The sequence below is a fragment of the Nitrospirota bacterium genome (assembly GCA_016194305.1).
Lineage (GTDB): Bacteria > Nitrospirota > Nitrospiria > JACQBW01 > JACQBW01 > JACQBW01.
The window spans coordinates 1-23199 of the sequence record JACQBW010000003.1; the positions used below are offsets into that span (position 1 = coordinate 1).

A 23199-nucleotide genomic window follows, 5' to 3' on the forward strand; every position below is an offset into this window, starting at 1 on the left:
GACCATGTCATCGATTGCCCGGTAGCATTCTTCGGTGTTAAGTTCGTCTATCGCGCCAGCATCGCGTTCTCCTGCGGAGAGGTAACAATGGTCGCAACGAAGATTGCAGCGTTTGGTGAGATTCCAGGCGATTAGGAAGGGTTTAAAATCTTCTTTGACGATTAATTCAGGCATCTATTTTACCATTGCATTATTAAGATATATTGAATCAAGGACAGGGAGGGATTATTACCTAAACTACTCCTGCTCCAAAGTTTACCCTCTATTTGTACTTCACTCTTGAATGGTAAACAAACTTTGAAGAGGTCGCTGTTCAGGCAACAATCCCTCCCTGTTTAGGAAGACCGAACTGAAATCGCTTCGTTATTGAGTAAGCGTTTCTCTTTTTTTGGCTTCGGCCAGCTTATTCATGATGGCCTGCAATGCCTCCGGATTCTTCATGGATTCTTCCATCACCTTTTTCGCTTTTTCAATTCCATCATTGGCAACTTCGAGCGTGATGGTTTGCGTACCGATGGAAGTGGCATATTCCTCAATGGTGAGTTTCGTTGAATCCCTCATATAGCCCGCCGGAACCCGGTCCAGCCTCTGGACAGCCTCCGCGTTCCAGTTAAATGCAGGTTGATTGTTTTGGACAGCTTCGGTTTTAATTCCCATAATCTCATCCTTCCAGTTATCTTTCTCTTCGGCATACTGAGCTATGACCTCAGCCGCAAAATCTGTGGTAATTGTTTTAATGCCCTGTTTTCTCGCTGATTTCTCAATGATCGCTTTCGCTCTTCTTCGCAGATAGCCGGACGGCACCTGTCGCAGCCGTGCCTTTCCTTCAGAAGTCCATTCAATGGTTACATCATCGTAGGCAAGTTCGACTTCGATATTCCCTTCGACTCTGGCCGCTTCCTGAATGATCGATTTGTCAATCATTCCGAATTTTACACCTTCGGCGGAACAGATCGGGCATTTTACCGGCTGATCCCCCTTGGCAATGTAGCCGCAGTCATTGCACATATAATAGGGGAGGTCGCGCCGCTGGTCGTAGGTAAGAACCTCTCCTCCGCTTCCTGAGGAGACCGTCTTCCCCATGAGGCCAAGCATCTGCGATCCGCCTCCCATGAGATCCTGTATGACTTCGTCGCTTCCCTGCATTTTATCCCGGTTTATTTTCTTTTCTTCAAGCGCTTCACCGAGCCGTTTCATGGCATCGATAGAAGATTTTGGAAGGAGATGACCCATCGCGGAATCGACCACTTCGTTGGAGATAATCGTATGTCCTTTTTCGACCGCATATCGATAAATGGCCGTCTTAGCGACCCCTCTTGCAAAAACCGGCACTTTTTCCATCCTTCTCTTGGCTTCGTCGGTCCAGGCAATGGTATATTCGGCCATGGTGTCGATGGGTGGAACATAGGTTCTGTTCGAGATCAAAACATTGGAAGAGAGCATCCGGAGGAGGTTCTCGGAGTTGCTTCCGATATCCATCGTTTCATCGGAATGAACGCCAATTCTTCCCATGACAACCAGCCACGGTTTCTCTTTTCGGCAATATTGAATGATCCGTTCAAACGCTTTTCCGTCGAGGAGGGTCGTCTTGATCTTCATGCCTTCTTCTTCGGCGATTTGCTTTCCGATATCAAGATGGGCCTGATAAATCTTGGCCAGACCGGAATCGATGACTTCTTCATGGAGTTTTTCCTGCTCTTTAAACCGGAAGACTTTTCCAGCCTCTTCCGAGAGAACCCCAGCGATACTGTTGAAAGACGCATAGTGAAAATAGGGGTCAAAGGCGGCGAGGGCCTCCACTTCCATGCCCAGGGCTTTGCCGATTGCAATGGCGCTTTTTAATCCGCCAAATGCCCGATGGCTTCCATCGAGACAAACAAAAATCTTTTTTGAAGTATCGATCGGACCGAGATCCTTCACGATAAAAAGATCCGAATTCCGCGTTCTCCGTACCACCCTCTCCGTCACCCCGCCGATCAGACTTTCACGAACGGCTCCGACACCGAGAGCACCCATGACGACCAGGTCATAATGGTTTTCGTTAATATCCTGGGCAAGAGCCTGAAAGTTTCGTCCTTCGAGCGATCGGGCCTCGAAGGAAAGATTGGCATTGCTGCACTTTCCTTTGATAATATCAAGATACGAGTCGGTAATAATTTCCAGGCCCCTCGTGATCAGGGAATCATGGATGCGTCTTTGTTTTTCCAGTTCTTTTTCGTCATGATATTCTTCCGGCAGACCTGCTTCCATCTGTTTAAAACGTTTGTCATGCATTTTCGCCGCATAAACATGGGACCCGATAATGGTCCCGCCGAAGGCTTGGGCAAAAGTAACAGCAATATCGGCGGCCTTGTTGGAGTGATCTGAATTGTCTACCGCGACATAAATGGTCTTATACATAAGCTTATCCCCCTTAAAAAAAGAAGGTTAAATTATACAATAACCTGTGAATAAATTACCACATCTTTATGGGCTGTTTGGCGGGAGAGATTTTTCAATTTCTTTTGGAATTGTTCTGATATATCGAATAACCATCCAGGTTTCCTCTTCAGTGATATAGGAAGGGGAATAGGAAAACATACCGGTTCCGGGGCTGCCGTTTTGAATGACCCAGAAAAGCTCTCCGTCCGTTCGAATTTCATGGAATCGGGGATTGGCAAAATTCCGGGGACGTGGATTTAGAGCCGACCCCGCCGGGCCGTCGCCTTTTCCTTCGCGCCCATGACAGGCAAAACAACCTCCCTTACCATGATAGATCTCGCTTCCTTTCGAGACAATTTCGGAACTGGCGGGAAACGGGTTCTTGACGAATTTTTTATCTTCCGGGGCCCTCGGTATTTCTATGTCCCGTTCTTTTCCGACGGTTTCCGCCTCTTTTGGTCCGATGGTCACAAAGAGGTACAGGACGCCATTGATCAGGAGAAAAACGAGAAGAAGCTGAAAGATGGTTTTCTTCATATTTTACATGGAACTCGCGTCGGTCCAGGGTGCGCACTGACTCGCACCCGCGCACAAGCTTATTGACACTTGTTCGTGCCAACGCGCGCCCCCTACACTGGCAGAGCCAGATGGAGCCTCCCCCTCTCACTCGCTTCCGCTCGTAGGGGGTGAAGTTTCCTCTCATATGGGTTGGTTATCTAATATCTTCCTTGATCATCGTTTTCCAGATGAAGGGGCCCGATGTTTCATAATTCTTGGTCGACATGAAATTGGTTTTATGGTAGAAATTAATCTTGAATTTTCCCCCACCGTACTTTTTCTGAAGGTATTCCTGAACCATCATCACACCGGTCAATTCAGGGGCCGGATAGGTGTCGAGATGGTGAAATTGTACAATCATTCCCGTTTTTTCCTGCCCCAGGACTTTGATGATACATTCGGGCAGGATGGAGAGAAAAGTCGATTTCATCTCTTCAATGGTCGGCTCTCCTTTCACTGCGGCATGAGAAAACTTCTTGATATGTTCCTTGTAGAGGTTCCAGACAATGCTTTTGAAAAGCGTTTCCTGATCTGTCATTCCCGTTTCAATCCGTCTATGCGGTCAATGGCCATATCTTTTCTGCATTTAGGGCATTTCACAAAAACGAGGTTATCATGAAGGCCAATACTATAATGGTGGGTTAAAAGGTCAAACTCCGTCTGGCAGTCGACACAGGTCGTAAAGGTCCTCCGGTATAGTTTGCTCAATTGAAGCTGGAGACTGACGATCATTTCAGTTGATTTCTGGAGCGCCTCTTTCAGAAGGCGGGATTCTTCAGCATTTTCTGACACCCGTATTTCCAAGACGCGGATTTTATCGGAGGCATTTTCAAATTCTTGCAAATTCAATCCCTTTCCTTGATCCTGAACGATAGGAAAAAATTATACCTTTTTTGAAAATGGGGGGCAATTGGAATTTTTCAAAATAGTTTTTACTTTGACAGAAGACATTTTCCATGATATAAATTAAAGGTTTTCTGGATTTATAGAACCCCGATAACGGGGTTTTTTTATTGGTTTCAAGAAATTCAATAGTGAAAAGGAAAGTTCATGGAAATGGAAACGGTGATTCGTACCAAAGTCAGAGAAGATCTTCGGAATATTGCCATTATTGCCCATGTCGATCATGGAAAAACGACCCTGGTTGACAAGATGCTCCGTCAAAGCGGGGCATTCCGGACCAATGAAGCGGTAGTAGAAAGGGTCATGGATTCGAATGATCTGGAAAAGGAGCGCGGCATCACCATTCTGGCAAAAAATACTTCGGTGAGGTACAAGAATTTTAAAATCAATATTGTCGATACGCCCGGACACGCTGATTTCAGCGGTGAGGTGGAACGGATTTTGAAAATGGTCGATGGGGTATTGCTTCTGGTCGATGCATTTGAAGGGCCGATGCCACAGACGAAATTTGTCTTGAAGAAATCACTGGAGCTTGATTTGAAACCGATTGTGGTGATCAACAAGATTGACCGGAACGATGCCCGTGCGAACGAGGTGCTGGATGAAATCTTCGATCTCTTTGTCGAACTGGAAGCCAACGACGATCAGCTCGATTTTCCGGTGGTTTATGCCTCGGCAAAAGCAGGGGTTGCCAAACTCAGTATGGAATCGGAAGCGAAAGACCTTCAGCCCCTTTTTGAAACGATATTGAGCAAAATCTCCCCTCCGCCGGGAGATGACGAAGCTCCTCTCCAGATGCTGGTGAATACGATGGAGTACGATTCCTTTCTGGGGCGATTGGCCATCGGAAGAATTTTCAGGGGAAAGATCAAAACGGGAGAAATCGTGAATTTGATCCATAAAGATGGAACGATGGAAAGTGGAAAGGTGGCCCGTCTGCTCGGATATGAAGGTTTAAAGAAAGTCGAGATTAAAGATGCCAAAGCGGGTGACATTCTCTGCGTGGCGGGTTTTGACGAGGTCAATATCGGAGAGACCATTGCCGATTTGATTCAACCGCATGCCCTCCCTCCGCTCTCGATCGGTGAACCGACGATCTCGATGTATTTTATGGTCAACAACTCTCCTTTTGCCGGCCTCGAGGGAAAATTTGTGACCTCCCGGAATCTTCGCGATCGGTTGTTTAAAGAACTTCGGTCCAATGTCGCGTTGAAAGTGGAAGAGACCGACGATACGGACGCCTTTAAAGTTTCGGGAAGGGGAGAACTTCATCTCTCCATATTAATTGAGACGATGCGTCGTGAAGGATTTGAACTCGCGGTTTCCCGTCCTGAAGTCATATATAAGATGATCGGTAATGAACGATTCGAACCGATGGAAAAAATGATGATCGATGTCGAAGAAGCGTATATGGGCATCGTCATGGAGAAAATGGGTCTTCGAAAAGCAGAATTGAAGAATATGATTAACAGCGGTACCGGACATGTCCGACTTGAGTTTGAAATTCCGGCCAGATGTCTTTTCGGATACCGGACGGAGTTTTTGACAGATACTAAAGGAACGGGCATTCTCAATCATCATTTTCATGACTATGCACCCTATAAAGGGGATTTTGGGGGACGGATCAAGGGGGTTCTAATTTCGATGGAACAGGGAGAAGCGGTTACCTATGCCATGAATCATACCCAGGATCGAGGCGTTCTCTTTATCGACCCGCAGGTCATGGTCTATGAGGGAATGATTGTGGGCGAGAATTCACGAAACAACGATATGGTTGTCAATGTCTGCAAGAAAAAGCATTTGACGAATATTCGATCCTCCACCGCGGAAGATGCGATCGTCCTGACCCCTCCTCGCAAATTAAGTCTTGAACAGGCGATTGAATTTATCGCAGATGATGAGCTGGTGGAGGTCACGCCCAAGAGTATTCGGCTCCGCAAGCGCCATCTCAGCGAAAACGAGCGAAAACGCCTGACCAAAAAATAATTGGTCGTTGAAAAAGTCCATCAGCTGCGTTCTCGAATCTCGGCTTCGTCAACGTACCTGTCTGGTACGCCTCCCTCTCCTCGATTCTGCGGCCTTTCTTATGGCACTTTTTGAACAACCTGGTCATTTTCTGCTGGAAAGAGGAAGTGTGACGGGGACCAGCTGGTATTGTCCTGAACCGTTGGCCACCTCTTCAGGACGGGGAACGGTGAGGGTCAATAATTCATCGTTTTTGATCACCATTCCCATAAAAAGGTCAATCAGCTCGGGATCAAGCTGGGTTCCCCGGCATTCCTTCAATATCTTGATCACCATTTCCGGTTCTTTGGCCTTCTGGTACAAGCGATTCGTCGTAATTGCGTCATAAGTATCACATACCGCAATAATCCTCGAATAAAGGTGAATCTCCCTGCCCTTGACTTTGTCCGGATATCCTTCGCCATCCCATCTTTCATGATGGTGGCGTACATAGTGCGCCAGATGTCTAAGGGATTGAATCTGGTGGATCAGCCCCTCTCCCTTTTCAGAGTGGGTTTTCATGATTCTCCACTCTTCCGGTTCTAGCTTTTTAGTCGAGAGGAGAATGTGGTCCGGAACGCCGATTTTCCCGACATCATGAAGCGCCGCGGCATATTTCAGCTGTTCAACCTGTTCTTCTTCAAGCTGTAGATTCTTGGCGATCATTCCTGCATAAATCGAAAGTCGCTGGGCATGGCCTCCCGTGTAAACATCCTTGCTCTCCAGAGAACCTGCAAATGCCATGATCGTGTCAAGGTTAGCCGCTTTCAATTCAAGGCTTTTGACCTGAATTTGCTCAAATAACCTGGCGTTTTCAATTGCAGTGGCTGCTTCAGAGGCAAACACTGTCAAAATATTGAGATCCTGGCGCGTATAATTCCGGTTCCCGGAACAATTAGAGATATTCAGAACTCCGATGATCCGGTTTCTGATTTTCAGCGGAACTGTAATCGCAGAGTTTGCATTGGGTATCGTCCCAAGTATTTTGCCATCGGGCGCCGTCAGCGTCGGAGTAGTCAGAAGAAGAGGCTGTCCCTGCAGGGCAACCCATCCGGCGATTCCTTCACCCACTGCGGTTCGTGTTGTAAGAATCACCTCCTGTGATAGGCCTCTCGCATCCTGGATGGTCAGCATTTCTCCCGATTTGTCAAGAAGCATGATGGAACATTTCTCGGCGCCGAGGAGTTTGACCAGGGCGTCTAAAATAGTCTGATAGACCTCCCGGAGATTCAGAGTGGTGCTGATGACTTCGGAAATTTCCCGGATGGCTTCAACCGTTTTTTTATAACGTCTGTTTTCCTGATCGACCAGAAGGCCGTAAAAAATGACAGCGACCAGCAAGAACGGGATCGGCAGCAGGTCTCCCGGATCAGATAGAAAGTGGCTTAAGCCAGTCTCTTTGACCTGAAAGAGAACATACATGCCGATGAGCAAAAAGCCGTTGGCCACAATCCCTTTTAGACCCTGGCCAAAAGTGGTCATCAGAATAATCAAAAAATAGAAAAACATAAGATAGGAGGAGACATTTTGAAGCAAAAAGATCCCGCTGGAAACCATTGCGGTATCGACAATGATCAAGACAAGATCAAATTTCCGAAGCTCAAAGACTTTCCTGGGAAGAAAAATCAGGATGACATTGGAGGCAATGTAGAAGAGAACCAATAGGTCGAAAACAAGTTGAGACGAGTTTCCTGCGGAACCTGCCTTTTTTTGAAATATCAGGAGATAGGATAGGGCAATGATTAGCAACCAGCGGAGCGTAATAACGGTATTACGCTTGTTTTCAAAAAGATCCATTCGAAATCCTCCTTTAAATGGAATGGCTAACGGTTAAAACTGATACGTCACTTTAATGCGATAATTGATTCCATTTTGTTGAATCATATCCTGCAGGTGTTCAGGGCGCCCGGGGTCATCATAGGGTTTGTCAAAGAGATTATAGATACTGGCCGACAGATCGAGCCCTTTGGTAATGAGATCGTGAGTGCTCAGTGTCAGATTGGTCAGATAATACTGATCGGTATAGATCCCGGGCAGGCCAAGATTTTGAGCGGTCTGTCCTGCGAGCGTCAATTTCTCGCTGGTATAGAGTTCTTCAATTCCGAAAAAGATTTTTTTCATATAAAGGGGCAGAATCAGGTTTGCCTTGGCAAGTTGATTGGGAGAATTGGGTATTTCTGCGTCTGTGAGTGTATTCTTCACATTTTGGAATGAATAGCTGATCCGTCCCTCGATTCCATTCGATCCTTTTCGAGCCAATTCCAGCTCAATTCCCTTGGTTTCCACCTTACCGTCCACATTTTCATCGACATTCCGGTAAATAATGAAATTGTTGCTTTGGTCTATTCTTTGTTCGATCAGGTCTGTGACAATATTTTTGTATAACGAGACTGTTGCCCTGTAGCCATCGAGAAAGTATTGATCATAGATGCCTTCAAAAGTCTGGATCTTTTCAGGTTTTAAATTTGGATTTCCCTCGAGTTGCAGTCCGGGAGATGCGTAATAGAGTTCATAAACATTGGGTGCACGAAACGCGCTCCCGTAAAGGAGTTTAAAATAGGATTTCTGAAATGGATTAAGAATCAGTCCAAGGCGCGGATTATAGGTATGTCCGAAAGTATCATACTCATCATGACGGAATCCTGCGTTGAGAGTGATCCAGTCCAGGAAGAATGGAAGGTCTAATTGAAGATATTCAGCGATAATCCGGGATCTCCGGTTATCATCGAGATAAGTATAATTCGGCAGAATATCATAGTTCTGTTGCTGTTGTTTTAGGTTGTCCAGATATTCGCCGCCGATAACGAGTTTATGGTCATTGAAAATGGCCACCGAATATTTAAGTTCACCTCCGACTCTCTCTCCTCGCTCGAGATCTTTATTGTCAACGCCGCTGTAAAAGAAGTCTCCGGTATAGCTGTAATAGTCGTAATAGACGCGGGCCATCGCGTCTCCCCCGCTTCCAAGCCGTTTTTCGATCTTTAAATCGGAGAAGAAAAGACTGTCAACCGACTGATTGGCCTGATTAAAATCGGCTCCAAACGATCCGGTGGGAACCCCTTTGGTTCTTGAACTGAATGAATTTTCTAACGTAATTCCATGATAGGAGAACTTTGTGAATACGCTTTTGCTCTGATCAGAGTCCCGATTATCCGCAAGGCCATTGTTGGTCAGGGGGCTGTTGTATTCAGGATAATAAAGACTTTGCCCCCTGGAAGCATAGCCGGTTCCGGACGCGACCCCTTCAAAGCCATTGGAGTATTCGGTGCCATAGGAGAGGCGACCTTTATAGTTGTCATAACTACCCGCATCCGTTGAAATTTCGGTCCCTTTGAGGTCACGTCCATTTTTGGTGTGCACATCGATAACCGCGAAAAACGCGTTATTGCCATATAGAGAGGATCCGGGACCACGGATGATCTCGATGCTGTCGATCAGATCGATGTCAATTGAAAATTCGGTGCCTAGCGGAGCCTGATTCGTAATATTGTCGTTGATCCGATGACCATCGATTAAAAGAAGGATTTTATCGTTATAATCTCCCGGTCTGCCATAGCCCCGAACGCCCGAATAGCTATAATTCCGGTCGTAGGTAATATCAAACCCCCTGAGGCTCTGTAAAATGTCTGCCAGGGTCCGATATCCCAGCTTCTTGATTTCAGCGGAGGTTACGACCGTGACGGAAGACGGCGCTTCCGTGACAATCTGTTCAAATTTAGAAGCTCCTTCCACTGTGGGAACATCGACGGTAATCATTTCCTCAAGGTTAAGATCTTTTAATTCTCCTTCGTGAACCAGGGGACCGGCCGATACAGAACGACCGGTCAAAACCAATAACAGGATCAATTCTGTCAGGGAAGCGAGAATAATCGATAGTGACTTGCGACTCATGATCTTATCCTTAATATTCAAAGTCATTGGAGTGTGGGAAAAGTGTTTAACATCTCTTTTTCAATCTCTTGATTTAAGGCCATCAGCTGATCTGTTTTATTTACCGACATCGCAAATTTGCGAAAGAGGTTTCTGATCTTTTGTTCTCCGTTAAAGCTCTTTGATTGCAGATAGGGGCTTAATAACAGGTAGTCGAGATAGGCATATTTAAATTTTGTGATCGCTCTTTCTTTCGAGTGTGAAACTGAATCAATACCCGTTAGTAGCTGGTCTTTCATATCGAGATAGATCAACTGTTGAATTGCCAAAAGAGCCTTTTCTCCTTCTTTTTGATCAATGGCCGATTGAAGGGCTCTTTCGTTTTTTTTGGAATATTTGGATTCCAGGGATTGCTTCAAAGGTGTAAGGAGTTGAATCGACTTTTCAATTCCTTCAAAATCATTTTGTTTGGAATAATCGAGCAGTTTTTCAAAAGTGTCGTTGAGAGAGAGGTTGCCCAGGTCACGGTAGGATTGAGCCGAAGAGAGTTCAGAAAATCCCGAGATTAAGAACAAGAAAAATGCAAATAAAACTTTGAATCGGTATGACATCTTGAACCCACAATAAGAACGCTAAAATGCGAAAAGGGACAGAACACCCATTAAAAATGGGAAGTCATTTCGCCTCTTTGAATTCTAACAGAGGATCAAGGGATGTCAAATTCGCCTCACAATAAAGGGTGTTTCTTGACAACGCCGGGAAGGATGATAATCTTTAACCAGAATTGAGCAAGGGCAATCTATGATCCATCTGAAACAACTTTTCTGGTACGGAGTGCTGGCCGGAATCACAGTGGGCTATCTGATTCTTATTTTTGGGGTCAGATCAGCAAAACGACATAACGTGCCTTATCATTCAAGATCGATGATTTACTTCAGCTCCATTGTCGGGATATGGCTCGTCGCCTATGTCAGTAAACAGTTTATCTTCGGGAAAGAACAATTTGGAGGAACTTCCCTGCAATACTGGGCTATTTACATGCCTGTATTTTTGTTTCATATGTTTCTGGCGCTAACCACGATCGTCCTTGGAGGATATAATCTTTATACCGGATTGACCCGATTCCGGGAAGGGACCGGTGTGGGTGCCATGAAGGCAGGCGTTTCCAGGCATCGTCTCCTCGGCAACGCAATGGTCTGGAGTTTTACGGGTACCATGGGTACCGCCTATCTTGTTTACCTGTTGTTGTTCGTAATCTATCCTCGCAACTAGGTATGCTGTTCCTGGTAGGGGATCGAGGAAGAGTCGATGTCGCTGGCATGAGGGATCGTGATTAAAGAGTATGAAATTACGGACAAGGAATTCAAACTTCTAAGTTCATTAGTCTATCAGGAAAGCGGGATCCGCTTAAACGAAAGCAAAAAGTCCCTGATGGTTTCCCGTCTTTCAAGACGTCTCCGCGAGCTGGGTCTCAACTCCTTTAAAGAATATTACGAAAAGCATTTGAACAATGAGAATGATGGCGAGCTGATTCAGTTTCTCGACCTCATTTCGACCAATAAGACCAGTTTTTTTCGCGAACCGGTTCATTTCGACTTTCTCAAGAATGTCATTCTCCCTTTCTGCTCATCGGTTAAACAGATTCATATCTGGTCTTCAGCCTGTTCATCAGGAGAAGAACCTTTTTCGATTGCCATGACGCTTCTGGACACTGTGAACCAACCCGATCAATGGGATATTTCCGTCCTGGCATCGGATATTTCAACGAGGGTTCTTGCGCGGGCCCGAACGGGCATCTACGACATCAGTCAGATCAGTGAAATCGGAACGGAAAGGGCAAAGAGTCATTTTTTAAAGGGGTCGGGCCAGAGCGAGGGGAGAGTGAAAGTCAGACCCCATCTTCAGGAATTAGTCACGTTTAAGCGGATAAACCTCATCGACGATCATTTTCAGATTGAGAAAAAGCTGGACCTTATATTCTGCAGAAATGTGATGATCTATTTTGATCGGGTGACGCAGGAAGTCTTAATGAACAAATTTTACAATTATCTCAAACCCGGAGGCTATCTCTTTATCGGGCACTCTGAAACTCTGCAATGGCTAACTCATCGATATCACTACGTCGCTCCCACCATTTACAGAAAATAGTTACTTAAATAATAGCCTAATGGAATTTAACTTCTGACTGATCGCTCCGCCTTATAGTTTAGTCGCTTCTTCATTTTCAGCCCAAACCTGTTTCATTTTTGAAACAAAAATCCCTTCTTTTACAGAATAGCTTGTTGAAAGACGTTTTTGTCGATTTCACCCTTGACACGAATAGAGATCTTTTGTTAAATTTTTTCATTTCAGGCTTGATTTAACAGCCATTCGTTTTCGCACAGCGTTTGGTTCGATCTGCTATGGAATCGGACAAAAATATTCTGCCTTCCCTATCATTTCAGGAAGGGAAGAGCAGGGTCTCAATGAGAAAAAGCGAAGAATTAACGTTTCAAATGCAAGGAGAAGGATATGGCTAAGGTACTCGAAGGTCCTGGAATGGGTCTGCTCAAAAAATGGGGAATGGTCGTTCCCGATTTTGTTGTGGTCACGTCGATTGAACAATTTGAAATGATTGCGCAGGCCAATAAATGGCTTCAGGAAAAAAAACTGGTCGTCAAAGCCCATGAGGCGATTGGATCGCGATTCAAACTCGGTTTGGTCAAGATCGATCTTAACTTGGCCGGGGCGAAAAAAGCGGTTCAGGAGATGCTTGGAAAAGAAGTGGGAGGGGGTCTCGTTGTATCGCAGGTCATCATTTCGGAAATGGTTCCTCATAAAGAGGAATACTATATAGCCGTGAAATCAGTTCGCGAAGGATCCGAAATTTTACTGGCTGATTTTGGTGGGATTGAAGTCGAATCCAACTGGGACCGGATCCGAAAATTGGGAGTCCCGATCGGGGAAGCACCCGCTTTAAAAAACCTCGAAAAACTCGCGGGTGATGCCGGATTTAAAGGAGAGCTGGTTGGAAATATCGCCCAATTTGCCATGAAACTTTATCAGTGTTATGACGCGGAAGATGGCAACTATATGGAAATTAATCCTCTGGTCGTCCGGACCGGCACTCAGGAACTTGTGGCCCTTGATTCGGTCACATTGGTGGATGGCGATGCCCGATACCGGCATACGGACTGGAACTTTACATTTGCATCGGAGTTCGGAAGACCTTATTCTGACAGTGAAAGGCAGATTCTTGAAATTGATGCCCGGGTTAAGGGATCCGTCAAATTTATTGAAATTCCGGGTGGCAATATCGCGCTCTTGCCCGCCGGCGGAGGCGCTTCCGTATTCTATACGGATGCGGTCGTGGCACTGGGAGGAAAACCGGCGAACTATGCCGAATATTCTGGCGATCCTCCGGATTGGGCGGTGAGCGCTTTGACGGACAAGGTCTGCTCTCTTCCGAATATCGAACATATCATCGTCGGGGGCGCCATTGCGAACTTTACTAATGTGAAAAAAACCTTTGCTGGCATCATTCAGGGATTCCGGAAAGCAAAGAGCGAAGGGAAGCTGGAAGGGGTGAAAATCTGGGTTCGGCGCGGCGGTCCGTTTGAAAAAGAAGGATTGGATTCCATGCGTGCGCTGACTCATGAAGGGTTTGATATTCAAGTTTATGATCGGAATACCCCGTTAACAGATATCGTCGATTTTGCGTTAAAGGGAGGAAAATAAGATGGCAATTCTGGCAAACAAAAATACGCGCGTGATGATCCAGGGTGGGCCGGCGGGTGTCAATGCGGCGAAAAAGATGGCGGAATTCTGCCAGTTGAATAAGCTCCCTTTAAATGTGCAGGCGTTTGTATTTCCTCCCGACGCGGGCAAGACTTATGAAATTCCATACGGTAGCGAACTGATTTCCGTGCCGGTTTATAAGACGGTGGGCGAGGCAACCAGGAACCATACCGGTATTAATACAACCCTGATCTATGTCGGCCCGGACAGAGCCTTTAATGCCGCCACTGAAGCGTTGAAAGAGCCCAGCATTCAACTCGTTTCCATGATTACCGAAGGGGTTCCGGAAAAAGATTCGAAACTCTTGACGAAAGAGGCAAAGAAACTCGGGAAAGTATTCAACGGACCTTCTGCGATCGGAATCATTTCCGCAGGGGAATGCCGGCTAGGGGTGATCGGTGGAGCGTATGACAATTTGATATTAAGTAAACTTTATCAATCCGGGTCGTTTGGCGTTCTGACCAAGTCAGGAGGACTTTCAAACGAAATCATCTGGATCGTCAGCCAGTTTGCCGACGGAGTTTCAACCGCGGTTGGAATTGGAGGAGATGCATTTCCCGGTTCAGATTTTGTCACCTACCTTGAAATGTTTGAAAAAGATCCGAAAACCAAAGTGGTTGTGATTGTAGGAGAGATGGGGGGAGACCTCGAGGAGAAAGCGGCAGAATGGTTCGGCGCTAAAAAAAGAAGAATTCAACTTATGGCGGTCATCTCGGGATTCTGTCAGGAGACCCTGCCCAAAGGAATGAAATTCGGTCACGCCGGTGCGAAAGAGGGTCTCCATGGTGAAGGCTCGGCAAGGAGCAAGATGGAACTGCTCAGAAAATCGGGGGCCATTGTTCCTCAAACCTTTGGCGCGCTTGGACCGGCCATCAAGAAAATTTATGAAGAACTGATTGCCAAGGGGGAAATTCAACAAACGCCCGCGGTGGATGTCCAGACACTTCCCAAACTGCCCAAGACCGTCCAGCAAGCGATGAAAGAGGGAGATGTGATGGTGGAGCCCCTTTTTAAGTCGACGATCTCCGATGACCGGGGTGACGAACCGCTCTACGACGGATATGCCGCTTCGGAATTGATCAACAAAGGGTATCAGATTCCTCATGTGATTGGATTGCTCTGGAACAAACAGCTGATTTCAAAAAATGAAGCGGAAATTATCAAACGGATTATGATGCTCTCAGCCGATCATGGTCCTTGTGTCAGCGGTGCGCTGGGCACGATCGTCGCCGCGTGTGCCGGAATCCCGATGGCTCAGTCGGTTGCCGCAGGCATGCTGATGATCGGTCCCCGTTTTGGCGGCGCCGTGACCGATGCGGGTAAATGGTTCAAATATGGCGTTGACAAGAAACTGTCCGTTGAGGAATTTCTGAACTATATGAAGGCCAACGTCGGACCCGTTCCGGGTATCGGACATCGGGTCAAGAGTTTGAGAAATCCGGACAAACGGGTGAAGGAGCTGGTCGGATATGTCAAATCGCTCAAGATTTCGACTCCATGCCTCGATTTTGCCCTGGAAATTGAAAAAGTGACGACGGTCAAGAAAGACACGCTCATTCTGAACGTGGATGGTGCCATGGCGGCCATTCTGGTTGACTTGGGATTCCCGAATGAAAGTCTGAATGGATTTTTTATATTATCCAGGACGATCGGTATGATCGGACATTGGGTCGACCAAAAACGGCAGGGGAGCCGTCTCATCCGCCTCTTTGATTATCTGGTGAACTATGCTTCTCCTAAAAGGAGAGAAGTACCGCCATTATAATTTTCGTAAAAAAAAAGTGATTGATAGTTGGAAAGATTGCCAGGCTGATCCTTGAACAGCGACTCTTCGAAGTTTGATTACCTTACTAAAATGACGTTAAAATAGGGGGTAAACTTCGGAGCCGGAGCAGAGAGAGGATGACCTGGCGATCGTCTAATCCCTAATGTGAGAACGAGTCAATTTGTCTGAGATGGAGTGGAAGACCAGCATTGCCGGCCAGATCGGCGCGGAGACCGTTATACGCGGATATCCGCTTACGGAACTGATTGGCAAGCTTTCCTTTGCGGAAGCGATATTTCTCGTTTTGAAAGGGGATCTGCCGACCGATCGGGAAAAGAGGCTTCTTGAAGCCACGCTTGTGGCGATCATCGAGCATGGTATTGCCCCTCCTTCCATTGTCGCCGCAAGAATGGTTTTGTCCGGAGGTAATTCCGTTAACTCCGCGGTGGCCGCAGGCGCTCTGACACTCGGTGATTTTCATGGTGGAGCGATTGAAGCGCTTGCGCGGATTCTCCAAGAGTCTATGACGCCGGACGCGGACAATGTTCGCGTTCTGGCCAAGAAAATTATTCTCGAGTACAGACAAAACAAACAACGTGTGCCGGGTTTCGGGCATAAACTCTATAAGAGAGACCCCAGAGCTCTTAAACTGATTCAAATCGCGCGCGATCTTGGTTTTAATGGAAAATATATCGATCTGGCGCTAGCCATTCAGGATGAACTGGAAGCCGGTTCCGATGGCAAACCACTCCCCCTGAATGTGGATGGGGTGACCGCCGCGATTCTTTCCGAAATGGGTATCCATTGGAGGAATGGTTCGGGACTTTTTATCATCGGACGGATACCGGGGGTTGTGGCCCATGTGGTTGAAGAAAAGATGCGGGAGCGCCCTTTTCGAAGGCTTACTGAGGGCACGCATCGCTATGATGGAAATCCGATCCGCCATTTAAAAGAAAAATAAGAAGATGAAAAAGGCTATTGATAAAAGCGTGGAGATGGTACAGGTCGAAATCAGCGGGAGAAAGCATCAGGTTCCTGCGGGATTAACGGCCATCAAAGCAATCTGGTACACGGGTCAGGCCTTGACGCGCGGAATCGGATGTTTGGGAGGGGTCTGCGGCGCCTGCTCGGTGATTTACCGGATTCGCGGAAATCACGAACTGAACTACGGACTTGCCTGTCAGCTTTTGGTTGAGGAAGGTATGTCTTTTTCTTTTGCACCCCACATTCCGTCCAGTAAAGCCACCTATCATCTGGAAGAGATTAAAGATCCCAAACAGGAACTGGTCAAATATTATCCGGAGGCGGCGCTCTGTCGAAATTGCAATACCTGCACGGAAGCCTGCCCTCAGGGTATCGACGTCAGGGGAAATGTCTGGCGAGCGGTTTTCGGTGAATTTAAACAGGTTCGTGATGAAACCCTCAATTGTGTGATGTGCAATCTCTGCATTCCGGTCTGCATTGCCGATATTTCCCCGAACCTCGTTTTTCTTTATGCGCGCCGAACCCACAACTATTTCTACGAAAAGAAAGTACCTAATCTGACCCACCGTCTGGCTGAAATCGAACAGGGAAAATTCAAGTCCGATTGGGCCGACATCCATCGCTGGATATCCAACGAGCAGAAACCTCAAGAGAGTGCCACTTCAGCCGGATTATCCGGCGGACAGAAGTAATTTCGATGAGTCCTCGCTCCTTCGAGATCATTGTCTCTGGAAAACCTTATTCTGTTCCCGAAGGAATGAATGCCATTCAGGCCATCTGGTATTGCGGAATCGATCTGACACATGGCATCGGATGTCTGGGCGGTGTCTGCGGAGCTTGCACGATGACTTACAAAGTGGGTGATTCGCCGGTCAAAACGGCGCTCGCCTGTCAAACGATGATTCTCGATGGCATGAACTTCAGTTTATATCAGCCAGAGGCAAAACGATTTGTTCCCTATAAGAACCGGCTTGATCGAGTCGGGGCCTTGGAGCCATCCAGTCTGAAAACTCATTTTAGCGAGACGTTGCCCGGCACGAGAAGATGCGTCTCCTGCGGCGCTTGTTCCGTGGTCTGTCCTCAGGAGATTGATGCCATGAAGGGCGTTAAGGAAGCGATTAATTGCAATTTCAAAGTCGTATCCGATCTTTTCCTCAATTGCGTGATGTGCGGTCTTTGCGCTTCGGTCTGCGAAGTTCAGGTATTACCTCACCTCGTAGGCCTTTATAGCCGCCGGGCCACGGCGATCCACCTGACCCCTTCCAGCGAACAGCTTACAAAGAGAGTCGAAGAGATTAAAGCGGGGCGATATGATTCAGAATGGGATTCCCTGAATAAAATGAGTGCAAAAGACTGGGCCGAGGTCGGATGAATACATTAGAATCTTCTCGTGAACTGGTCGATGAAAAGCGGGGTCGAAGAAGGGATCAGACTTTCGCGCCTGTGTCGATCGAAGAAAAAGAGGAACGGCTTCATGCTTTTCATCCCGATTATCATGCGAAGGGATATCGAAATATCCGGGTCGGGGCGAATAAGGGCGATAAGACGGTTCATGAGCTGGCAGAGCTTCTCGAAGCCCAGAGCCCGGTGTATCAAAAAGAGGTTAATCTCCAGCCGACACTGAACACAGATGTGCTGATTTTAGGCGGAGGAGGTGCCGGGGCCGCGGCTGCGCTGGTTGCCAAAGCGACCGGGGCCGATGTCCTCATTGCCACCAAGCTCCGTTTTGGCGATTGCAATACTGTTATGGCCGAAGGGGGTATGCAGGCGGCAGCGGGGAAAGAAGATTCACCCATCATCCATTTTAAAGATACGATGAGAGGCGGACAGTTCAAGAATGACCCCCAGCTCCTGAGAACCCTGGTTGAAGAGGGACCTGAAGCCGCACAGTGGCTTCTTAATCTGGGTGTTTCCTTCGATCGAGACGAAGAAGGAAACCTGAAATTAAAAGGGGGTGGCGGAACCAGCCGGGCGCGCCTTTTGACATGTAAGGATTATACCGGGCTCGAACTCATGAGGACGCTGAAAGACGCCGTCCTGAATGAAAATGTAAAAATTCTTGAGTTTTCCCCTGCGGTGGAACTTCTATCAAATGCTCAGGGGCACTGTACTGGAGCGGTTCTCAAAAACCTTGACACAGGCCAGTGGATCATCGTGCAGGCCAAGACCATTATTTTGACGACAGGAGGCATCGGGCGGCTTCATATTCAGGGATTCCCGACCTCAAATCACTTTGGCGCCACCGCAGACGGTCTCCCTCTGGCCTATCGGCTGGGAGCGGCGCTTACCATGGCCGACACTTTCCAATATCACCCGACCGGCGTCATTTATCCCGTGCAAATGGAAGGTCTATTGGTGACAGAAGCCATTCGGGGAGCGGGTGCCCAGCTTGTCAATGGAGAAGGTGAGCGGTTTGTCTACGAATTGGAAACGCGCGATTTTGTCGCGGCTTCGATTATCAGGGAATGCCAGGAAGGGAGAGGCGTGGAGACGCCTTCCGGAAAGAAAGGGGTCTGGCTTGACTTTCCGATGGTGAATCTGAAAAATGGGCCAGAACACCTCGATCAACATTTTCCAAACATGATTCGCCAATTTTCAAGATTTCAGCTGAATATCCGGAAAGAACCGATTCTGATTTATCCAACACTTCATTATCAAAACGGTGGCGTCAGAATCAATCGCGATGGAGAGTCGGATATCAAGAATCTTTATGTGGCCGGAGAAGCTTCGGGTGGAGTGCATGGGAGAAACCGGTTGATGGGCAATTCCCTTCTCGATATCATCGTCTATGGCAGAAGAGCTGGACGGGCGGCTGCCGAAAAAGCCAAAAGCACGGAATGGTCTCCATTAACCCTGGGCCACCTGGATCGGTTCAATCAGGAACTCCAAAAAGAGAATATTCATCCGGTAAAAACATCGCCGATGCTCTTTCCTGATTATGTGAGAAAAGAAGAAGTCACGAAAAAAAGCGCATAGAAAAGTGAAATGATTGCATCTTTAAACAGACTGACAGAGAACATTCCACTCTGCTCCGGCTCCGAAGTTTACCATCTATCTTAATGACATTTGGGTAAGGTAACCAAACTTCGAAGAGGTCGCTGTTCGGAAAATTCTCTTTCAGTCTGTTTAAGAAAGAACCTTGTAAATTAGAATAGCTCGTTCAGATTAATCAGAGTGTTTTGTTCGTCGCGATTCTTCGAAGTTTTGCTTAGCCCTCCACAAAATAGGTTTTTTAGAATGAGGGTAAACTTTGGATCCGGAGCAGAGAATAATATACTCTCATTAATCTGAACCGTTCGATTAAATACCTAATAAGAGGGGCATGAAATAAATGAATATACATGAATATCAAGCCAAATCTTTGTTTAGAGAATTTCAAATTCCGGTGCCCAATGGCAAACCGGCTTTTTCAGCTGATGAAGCCGCCACCATCGCAAAGGACGGCATTCAGGGTCCGGTTTATGTGGTCAAAGCCCAAATTCATGCAGGTGGGCGAGGAAAAGCCGGGGGAGTCAAGATTACAAAAAACAGGGATGAAGTCAGAGAATTGGCCAAAAACATCCTGGGAAAAGTGCTGGTGACCCATCAAACCGGATCAGAGGGGAGAGAAGTCCGGTTATAATGGCGAGTACCGAGGGGGGAATGGAAATTGAAGAGGTTGCCGAAAAACACCCCGACAAGATTATTAAACTGATGATTGATCCGGCGGTCGGCGCATTCCCATTTCATGGCAGGTCGATTGCCTTCCAACTCGGGATGGAAAAAGAGGTCGTTTCGCAGTTTGTACCGTTTCTTCAAAACCTTTACCGGCTTTTTATGCAAAAAGACTTAAGTATGGTCGAAATCAATCCACTGGTCATTACCAGGGAGAAGAAACTGATTGCACTCGATGGGAAAGTCCTGGTCGATGACAATGCCCTGTTTCGACATGAAGATATCAAGGGGATGAGGGATCTGGATGAGGAAGCTCCCTTGGAAATTCGGGCCTCCAATTACGGATTGAATTACGTCAAGCTGACCGGAAAGATCGGCTGTATGGTCAATGGGGCAGGTCTTGCCATGGCCACAATGGATGTGATTAAACTGGCCGGCGATGAACCCGCTAATTTTCTAGACGTCGGCGGCGGCGCTTCGAAGGAGACGGTGAATCACGCGTTTCAGATTCTTCTGGCGGATCCAAATGTAAAGGGCATATTTGTGAATATATTTGGCGGAATCGTCCGGTGCGAAAGAATTGCCGGAGGAATTATCGAAGCTGCGAAGGAAGTGGAGTTACGTGTTCCGCTCGTTGTCAGACTTGATGGAACGAATGCGCCAGAGGCCAGGGAGATGCTGAGAAATTCCGGGCTAAAGCTCGAAGTGGCGGAAAATCTCTGGGACGGAGCGCAAAGAATCGTTAAAATGGTGAGATAATAACGGATAGCAAATTGGTCAGGTACATCGAGGATTAATTTCTCTATGCTCCGGCTCCGAAGTTTACCCTCTATTTTAACGACATTTGAGTTGGGTAACCAAACTTCGAAGAGTCGCAGTTGAGAAATCATTCCTCGACATACCTGATTCACCCAAAACCGAGTTGCTTTAGGTTTTACTCAAATCCTTAAACAAATTAATAATAGGAATGAATTTATGAGCATACTTGTAAATAAAAAAACCAGAATTATCGTGCAGGGGATAACCGGAAAAGAAGGTTCGTTTCATGCGTTAGCCTGTAAAGAGTATGGAACCAAGGTGGTGGGGGGCGTCACGCCGGGAAAAGGGGGAACCGAGCTGGAAGGGATTCCGATCTTTAATACGGTGGCCGAGTCAGTTCAAAAAGTGAAGCCAAACGTCTCGATGATCTTCGTGCCACCTCCGTTTGCCGCCGATGCAATACTTGAAGCTGCAGATTCAGAAATTCCTCTAATTATTTGTATTACTGAGGGAATTCCTGTAACAGACATGGTTAAAGTGAAACGTTATCTAGCTGGTAAAAAGAGCCGCCTCATCGGCCCCAATTGTCCCGGCATTATTACGCCCGAAGAGTGCAAGATTGGTATTATGCCGGGTTTCATCCATAAAAAGGGCCACGTGGGAGTCGTATCCCGAAGTGGCACCTTAACCTATGAGGCGGTATGGCAGTTGACCCAGCGGGGTCTAGGGCAGAGTAGCTGTGTCGGGATCGGCGGGGATCCGGTCAACGGGACTAATTTTGTCGATATTCTGGAGCTATTTGAAAATGATCCTGAAACGCATGCAATCGTCATGATCGGCGAGATTGGCGGAGATGCCGAAGAGAAAGCCGCCGCTTTTATCTCCAAACATGTGACCAAACCGGTGGTAGGATTCATCGCCGGAATGACAGCGCCTCCCGGAAGAAGGATGGGCCATGCCGGAGCGATCATCGCAGGAGGCAAAGGGGGAGCTTTAGACAAAGTGAGGGCTCTTGAAAAAGGGGGCGTGACAGTGATCGATAATCCGGCTAAGATCGGAGAAACTGTCGAAAAGAGATTGAAGAGTCTGAAAAAGAAACCGCTCAAAAGTATCAAAAAAGCGGTTCCGAAATCAAAAAAGCGAGGAATTGCCAGTAAGAAAGTAGCGGTTAGGAAAAAGGTAAAAGGCCGGCGATAATTAAAAAAGCCCTGATTCTTATGCTGGGACGATAAAAATCAGGGCTTTGGTTTTCTCTCTATAGGATTAAACCACTTTTACATTACTTGCCTGGGGGCCTTTTGCTCCGCTGGAGACTTCAAATTCGACGCTATCTCCTTCTTTTAAAGTCTTAAAGCCATCTCCCAATATCGCGGAAAAATGAACAAAAACATCTTCTCCGCCTTCTTGAGAAATAAATCCATAACCTTTGCTGGCGTTAAACCACTTGACCGTACCTTTTGCCACTATACATCCTCCTTCTATAAGAAGGGCTAGTGCTGCCCCTTCTACCAATGAAACAGGATAGAGATTGCCATTCCTGATACTATTGCTTGCGGAAGGAATTCTCTCCTTACCCGTATTGAACCTGATGAACGCCGGCAATCTGTTTTTGAGAAAAAAAAACCGCAGAGATTTAGGTTCCTTATCCTGCGGCTAACTTTACAAAAGTTTTTTCATACAAAAAGATTACCAATTAAACAGTTGTCATTTTAAGAGAACCTTAAATAAAATGTCAAGAAAAACTTTTACCCCATGAAATGAGGGAGAATGTCTTGCGCCCTTCCTAAAAAGGTATGGTCCATCTCCCCGGAAATGGGAGTCTTTTCAAGATTAATTTCAACTAAAAATGAACCGTTTCGTTTTGCGATTCCCGCCAGAGAAGCGGCAGGGTGAACGACACCTGAAGTTCCAATTACAAACATGACATCGGAATGCTGGACCGCGGCGTATGATTTGTCCATGTCGGACGTCTCTAACTGTTCACCGAACCAGACGATATGGGGGCGCAGGAGTCCACCACATTCCAGACAGGTCGGCAAGAGTCGGATGGGCACATCAAAATTAAATGAAATCCGGTGGCAATGCGTGCATCGGACTTTCCAGATATTACCATGTAGTTCAATAGGATTGGTGCTTCCACCTTTTTCATGAAGTCCGTCGACATTCTGAGTAATCAAATGAAAGCGGGTAAAAGACTTTTCGAGTTCCGCGACCATGTAGTGGCCTGGATTCGGCTCTTTGGTTGCAATGATTCCGCGACGCCAATCATACCATTCCCAAACCAGTCGAGGATCCCTGGCAAACGCGGCCTGGGTCGCGAGATCCTCTGCTCGATGATTCTTCCAAAGACCATCTTCACCTCGAAACGTCGGAATTCCACTGTCTGCCGAGATCCCTGAGCCGGTCAAAACCGTCACTGCATTGGCTGTGGCCAGCCTTTTTTTGGTAATTTCAATCTGTTCTTTCATATCCAAGTTCGACATTGGTTGAGTCTACTTAAATGT

At 46.9% G+C, this 23199-nt stretch carries 20 protein-coding genes and 1 pseudogene; 11 read left to right on the forward strand and 10 right to left on the reverse strand.

Annotated features, from left to right (window positions below):
• From HY200_00575 to HY200_00595, 5 genes are all read right to left on the reverse strand, one after another.
• Window positions 1-174: 12,18-didecarboxysiroheme deacetylase (locus HY200_00575; protein MBI3593432.1), on the reverse strand; the 174-nt coding region annotated here is incomplete at its 3' end.
• 189 nt (window positions 175-363) lie between these two features.
• Complete coding sequence (locus tag HY200_00580) at window positions 364-2400, reverse strand: universal stress protein (GenBank protein MBI3593433.1); 2037 nt, start codon at window positions 2398-2400, stop codon at window positions 364-366.
• Window positions 2401-2466: 66 nt separating this feature from the next.
• Window positions 2467-2958, reverse strand: coding sequence for a cytochrome c (locus HY200_00585; GenBank protein ID MBI3593434.1), 492 nt, complete (start codon window positions 2956-2958; stop codon window positions 2467-2469).
• 175 nt (window positions 2959-3133) lie between these two features.
• A complete protein-coding gene (locus tag HY200_00590; GenBank protein ID MBI3593435.1) occupies window positions 3134-3517 on the reverse strand; it encodes a hypothetical protein in 384 nt (127 codons plus the stop codon).
• Entirely contained in the window at window positions 3514-3828 is a 315-nt protein-coding gene (locus HY200_00595; GenBank protein MBI3593436.1) for a hypothetical protein, read from the reverse strand. The genes HY200_00590 and HY200_00595 overlap by 4 nt, the downstream gene beginning before the upstream one ends.
• Before the next feature lie 207 nt (window positions 3829-4035).
• Here HY200_00595 and typA point away from each other — a divergent pair, with 207 nt between their 5' ends.
• On the forward strand, window positions 4036-5868 hold the full coding sequence (typA, locus tag HY200_00600; GenBank protein MBI3593437.1) for a translational GTPase TypA: 1833 nt from the start codon (window positions 4036-4038) through the stop codon (window positions 5866-5868).
• Window positions 5869-5991: 123 nt separating this feature from the next.
• Here the strand turns inward: typA and HY200_00605 are convergent, their stop codons facing one another.
• The 3 genes from HY200_00605 to HY200_00615 are packed head-to-tail and all read right to left on the reverse strand — an operon-like array spanning window position 5992 to window position 10367.
• Window positions 5992-7683, reverse strand: coding sequence for a GAF domain-containing protein (locus HY200_00605; protein ID MBI3593438.1), 1692 nt, complete (start codon window positions 7681-7683; stop codon window positions 5992-5994).
• A gap of 33 nt (window positions 7684-7716) precedes the next feature.
• Window positions 7717-9777: a TonB-dependent receptor gene (locus HY200_00610; GenBank protein MBI3593439.1), complete on the reverse strand. Its 2061-nt coding sequence runs from the start codon at window positions 9775-9777 to the stop codon at window positions 7717-7719.
• Window positions 9778-9800: 23 nt separating this feature from the next.
• Window positions 9801-10367, reverse strand: coding sequence for a hypothetical protein (locus HY200_00615; protein MBI3593440.1), 567 nt, complete (start codon window positions 10365-10367; stop codon window positions 9801-9803).
• A gap of 190 nt (window positions 10368-10557) precedes the next feature.
• Between HY200_00615 and HY200_00620 the strand changes: the two genes are divergently transcribed.
• The 10 genes and pseudogenes from HY200_00620 to sucD all read left to right on the forward strand — a co-directional run bounded on the left by HY200_00620 (window position 10558) and on the right by sucD (window position 21892).
• A complete protein-coding gene (locus HY200_00620) occupies window positions 10558-11028 on the forward strand; it encodes a DUF420 domain-containing protein (GenBank protein ID MBI3593441.1) in 471 nt (156 codons plus the stop codon).
• Between the two features lie 57 nt (window positions 11029-11085).
• The gene (locus HY200_00625; protein MBI3593442.1) at window positions 11086-11904 is read left to right on the forward strand and encodes a protein-glutamate O-methyltransferase; all 819 of its coding nucleotides are present in this window, start codon (window positions 11086-11088) and stop codon (window positions 11902-11904) included.
• Between the two features lie 363 nt (window positions 11905-12267).
• A complete protein-coding gene (locus HY200_00630; protein ID MBI3593443.1) occupies window positions 12268-13473 on the forward strand; it encodes an ATP citrate lyase in 1206 nt (401 codons plus the stop codon).
• 1 nt (window position 13474) lies between these two features.
• Window positions 13475-15298 carry an ATP citrate lyase gene (locus tag HY200_00635; GenBank protein MBI3593444.1) on the forward strand — a complete coding sequence of 608 codons (1824 nt, stop codon included), beginning with the start codon at window positions 13475-13477 and terminating at the stop codon, window positions 15296-15298.
• 190 nt (window positions 15299-15488) lie between these two features.
• Window positions 15489-16259 (forward strand): citryl-CoA lyase, encoded by a 771-nt coding sequence (locus HY200_00640; protein MBI3593445.1) that lies wholly within the window; start codon window positions 15489-15491, stop codon window positions 16257-16259.
• Window positions 16260-16263: 4 nt separating this feature from the next.
• Complete coding sequence (locus HY200_00645; protein ID MBI3593446.1) at window positions 16264-16974, forward strand: 4Fe-4S ferredoxin; 711 nt, start codon at window positions 16264-16266, stop codon at window positions 16972-16974.
• 5 nt (window positions 16975-16979) lie between these two features.
• Window positions 16980-17654 (forward strand): hypothetical protein, encoded by a 675-nt coding sequence (locus tag HY200_00650; protein MBI3593447.1) that lies wholly within the window; start codon window positions 16980-16982, stop codon window positions 17652-17654.
• Window positions 17651-19258, forward strand: a complete 1608-nt coding sequence (locus HY200_00655; protein ID MBI3593448.1) for an FAD-binding protein — start codon at window positions 17651-17653, stop codon at window positions 19256-19258. Before HY200_00650 ends, HY200_00655 begins: the two co-directional genes overlap by 4 nt.
• 355 nt (window positions 19259-19613) lie before the next feature.
• Window positions 19614-20695, forward strand: a pseudogene (gene sucC / locus HY200_00660) (ADP-forming succinate--CoA ligase subunit beta).
• 216 nt (window positions 20696-20911) lie between these two features.
• On the forward strand, window positions 20912-21892 hold the full coding sequence (sucD, locus tag HY200_00665) for a succinate--CoA ligase subunit alpha (GenBank protein ID MBI3593449.1): 981 nt from the start codon (window positions 20912-20914) through the stop codon (window positions 21890-21892).
• Between the two features lie 66 nt (window positions 21893-21958).
• On the opposite strand, the gene HY200_00670 is transcribed toward sucD, so the two are convergent.
• On the reverse strand, window positions 21959-22159 hold the full coding sequence (locus HY200_00670; GenBank protein MBI3593450.1) for a cold-shock protein: 201 nt from the start codon (window positions 22157-22159) through the stop codon (window positions 21959-21961).
• A 281-nt stretch (window positions 22160-22440) separates the two neighbouring features.
• The gene (locus tag HY200_00675) at window positions 22441-23163 is read right to left on the reverse strand and encodes an NAD-dependent deacylase (GenBank protein MBI3593451.1); all 723 of its coding nucleotides are present in this window, start codon (window positions 23161-23163) and stop codon (window positions 22441-22443) included.
• Window positions 23164-23199: the final 36 nt, after the last annotated feature.

Excerpts from the sequence above, each read along its gene's own strand:
- HY200_00675 (MBI3593451.1), bottom strand. The coding sequence starts at position 23,163 with ATGAAAGAACAGATTGAAATTACCAAAAAAAGGCTGGCCACAGCCAAT.
- HY200_00590 (MBI3593435.1), bottom strand. The coding sequence starts at position 3,517 with ATGACAGATCAGGAAACGCTTTTCAAAAGCATTGTCTGGAACCTCTAC.
- HY200_00655 (MBI3593448.1), top strand. The coding sequence starts at position 17,651 with ATGAATACATTAGAATCTTCTCGTGAACTGGTCGATGAAAAGCGGGGT.
- HY200_00635 (MBI3593444.1), top strand. The coding sequence starts at position 13,475 with ATGGCAATTCTGGCAAACAAAAATACGCGCGTGATGATCCAGGGTGGG.
- HY200_00580 (MBI3593433.1), bottom strand. The coding sequence starts at position 2,400 with ATGTATAAGACCATTTATGTCGCGGTAGACAATTCAGATCACTCCAAC.
- HY200_00615 (MBI3593440.1), bottom strand. The coding sequence starts at position 10,367 with ATGTCATACCGATTCAAAGTTTTATTTGCATTTTTCTTGTTCTTAATC.
- HY200_00610 (MBI3593439.1), bottom strand. The coding sequence starts at position 9,777 with ATGAGTCGCAAGTCACTATCGATTATTCTCGCTTCCCTGACAGAATTG.
- HY200_00650 (MBI3593447.1), top strand. The coding sequence starts at position 16,980 with ATGAGTCCTCGCTCCTTCGAGATCATTGTCTCTGGAAAACCTTATTCT.
- HY200_00605 (MBI3593438.1), bottom strand. The coding sequence starts at position 7,683 with ATGGATCTTTTTGAAAACAAGCGTAATACCGTTATTACGCTCCGCTGG.
- HY200_00585 (MBI3593434.1), bottom strand. The coding sequence starts at position 2,958 with ATGAAGAAAACCATCTTTCAGCTTCTTCTCGTTTTTCTCCTGATCAAT.
- HY200_00620 (MBI3593441.1), top strand. The coding sequence starts at position 10,558 with ATGATCCATCTGAAACAACTTTTCTGGTACGGAGTGCTGGCCGGAATC.
- HY200_00630 (MBI3593443.1), top strand. The coding sequence starts at position 12,268 with ATGGCTAAGGTACTCGAAGGTCCTGGAATGGGTCTGCTCAAAAAATGG.
- HY200_00640 (MBI3593445.1), top strand. The coding sequence starts at position 15,489 with ATGGAGTGGAAGACCAGCATTGCCGGCCAGATCGGCGCGGAGACCGTT.
- sucD (MBI3593449.1), top strand. The coding sequence starts at position 20,912 with ATGAGCATACTTGTAAATAAAAAAACCAGAATTATCGTGCAGGGGATA.
- typA (MBI3593437.1), top strand. The coding sequence starts at position 4,036 with ATGGAAACGGTGATTCGTACCAAAGTCAGAGAAGATCTTCGGAATATT.
- HY200_00645 (MBI3593446.1), top strand. The coding sequence starts at position 16,264 with ATGAAAAAGGCTATTGATAAAAGCGTGGAGATGGTACAGGTCGAAATC.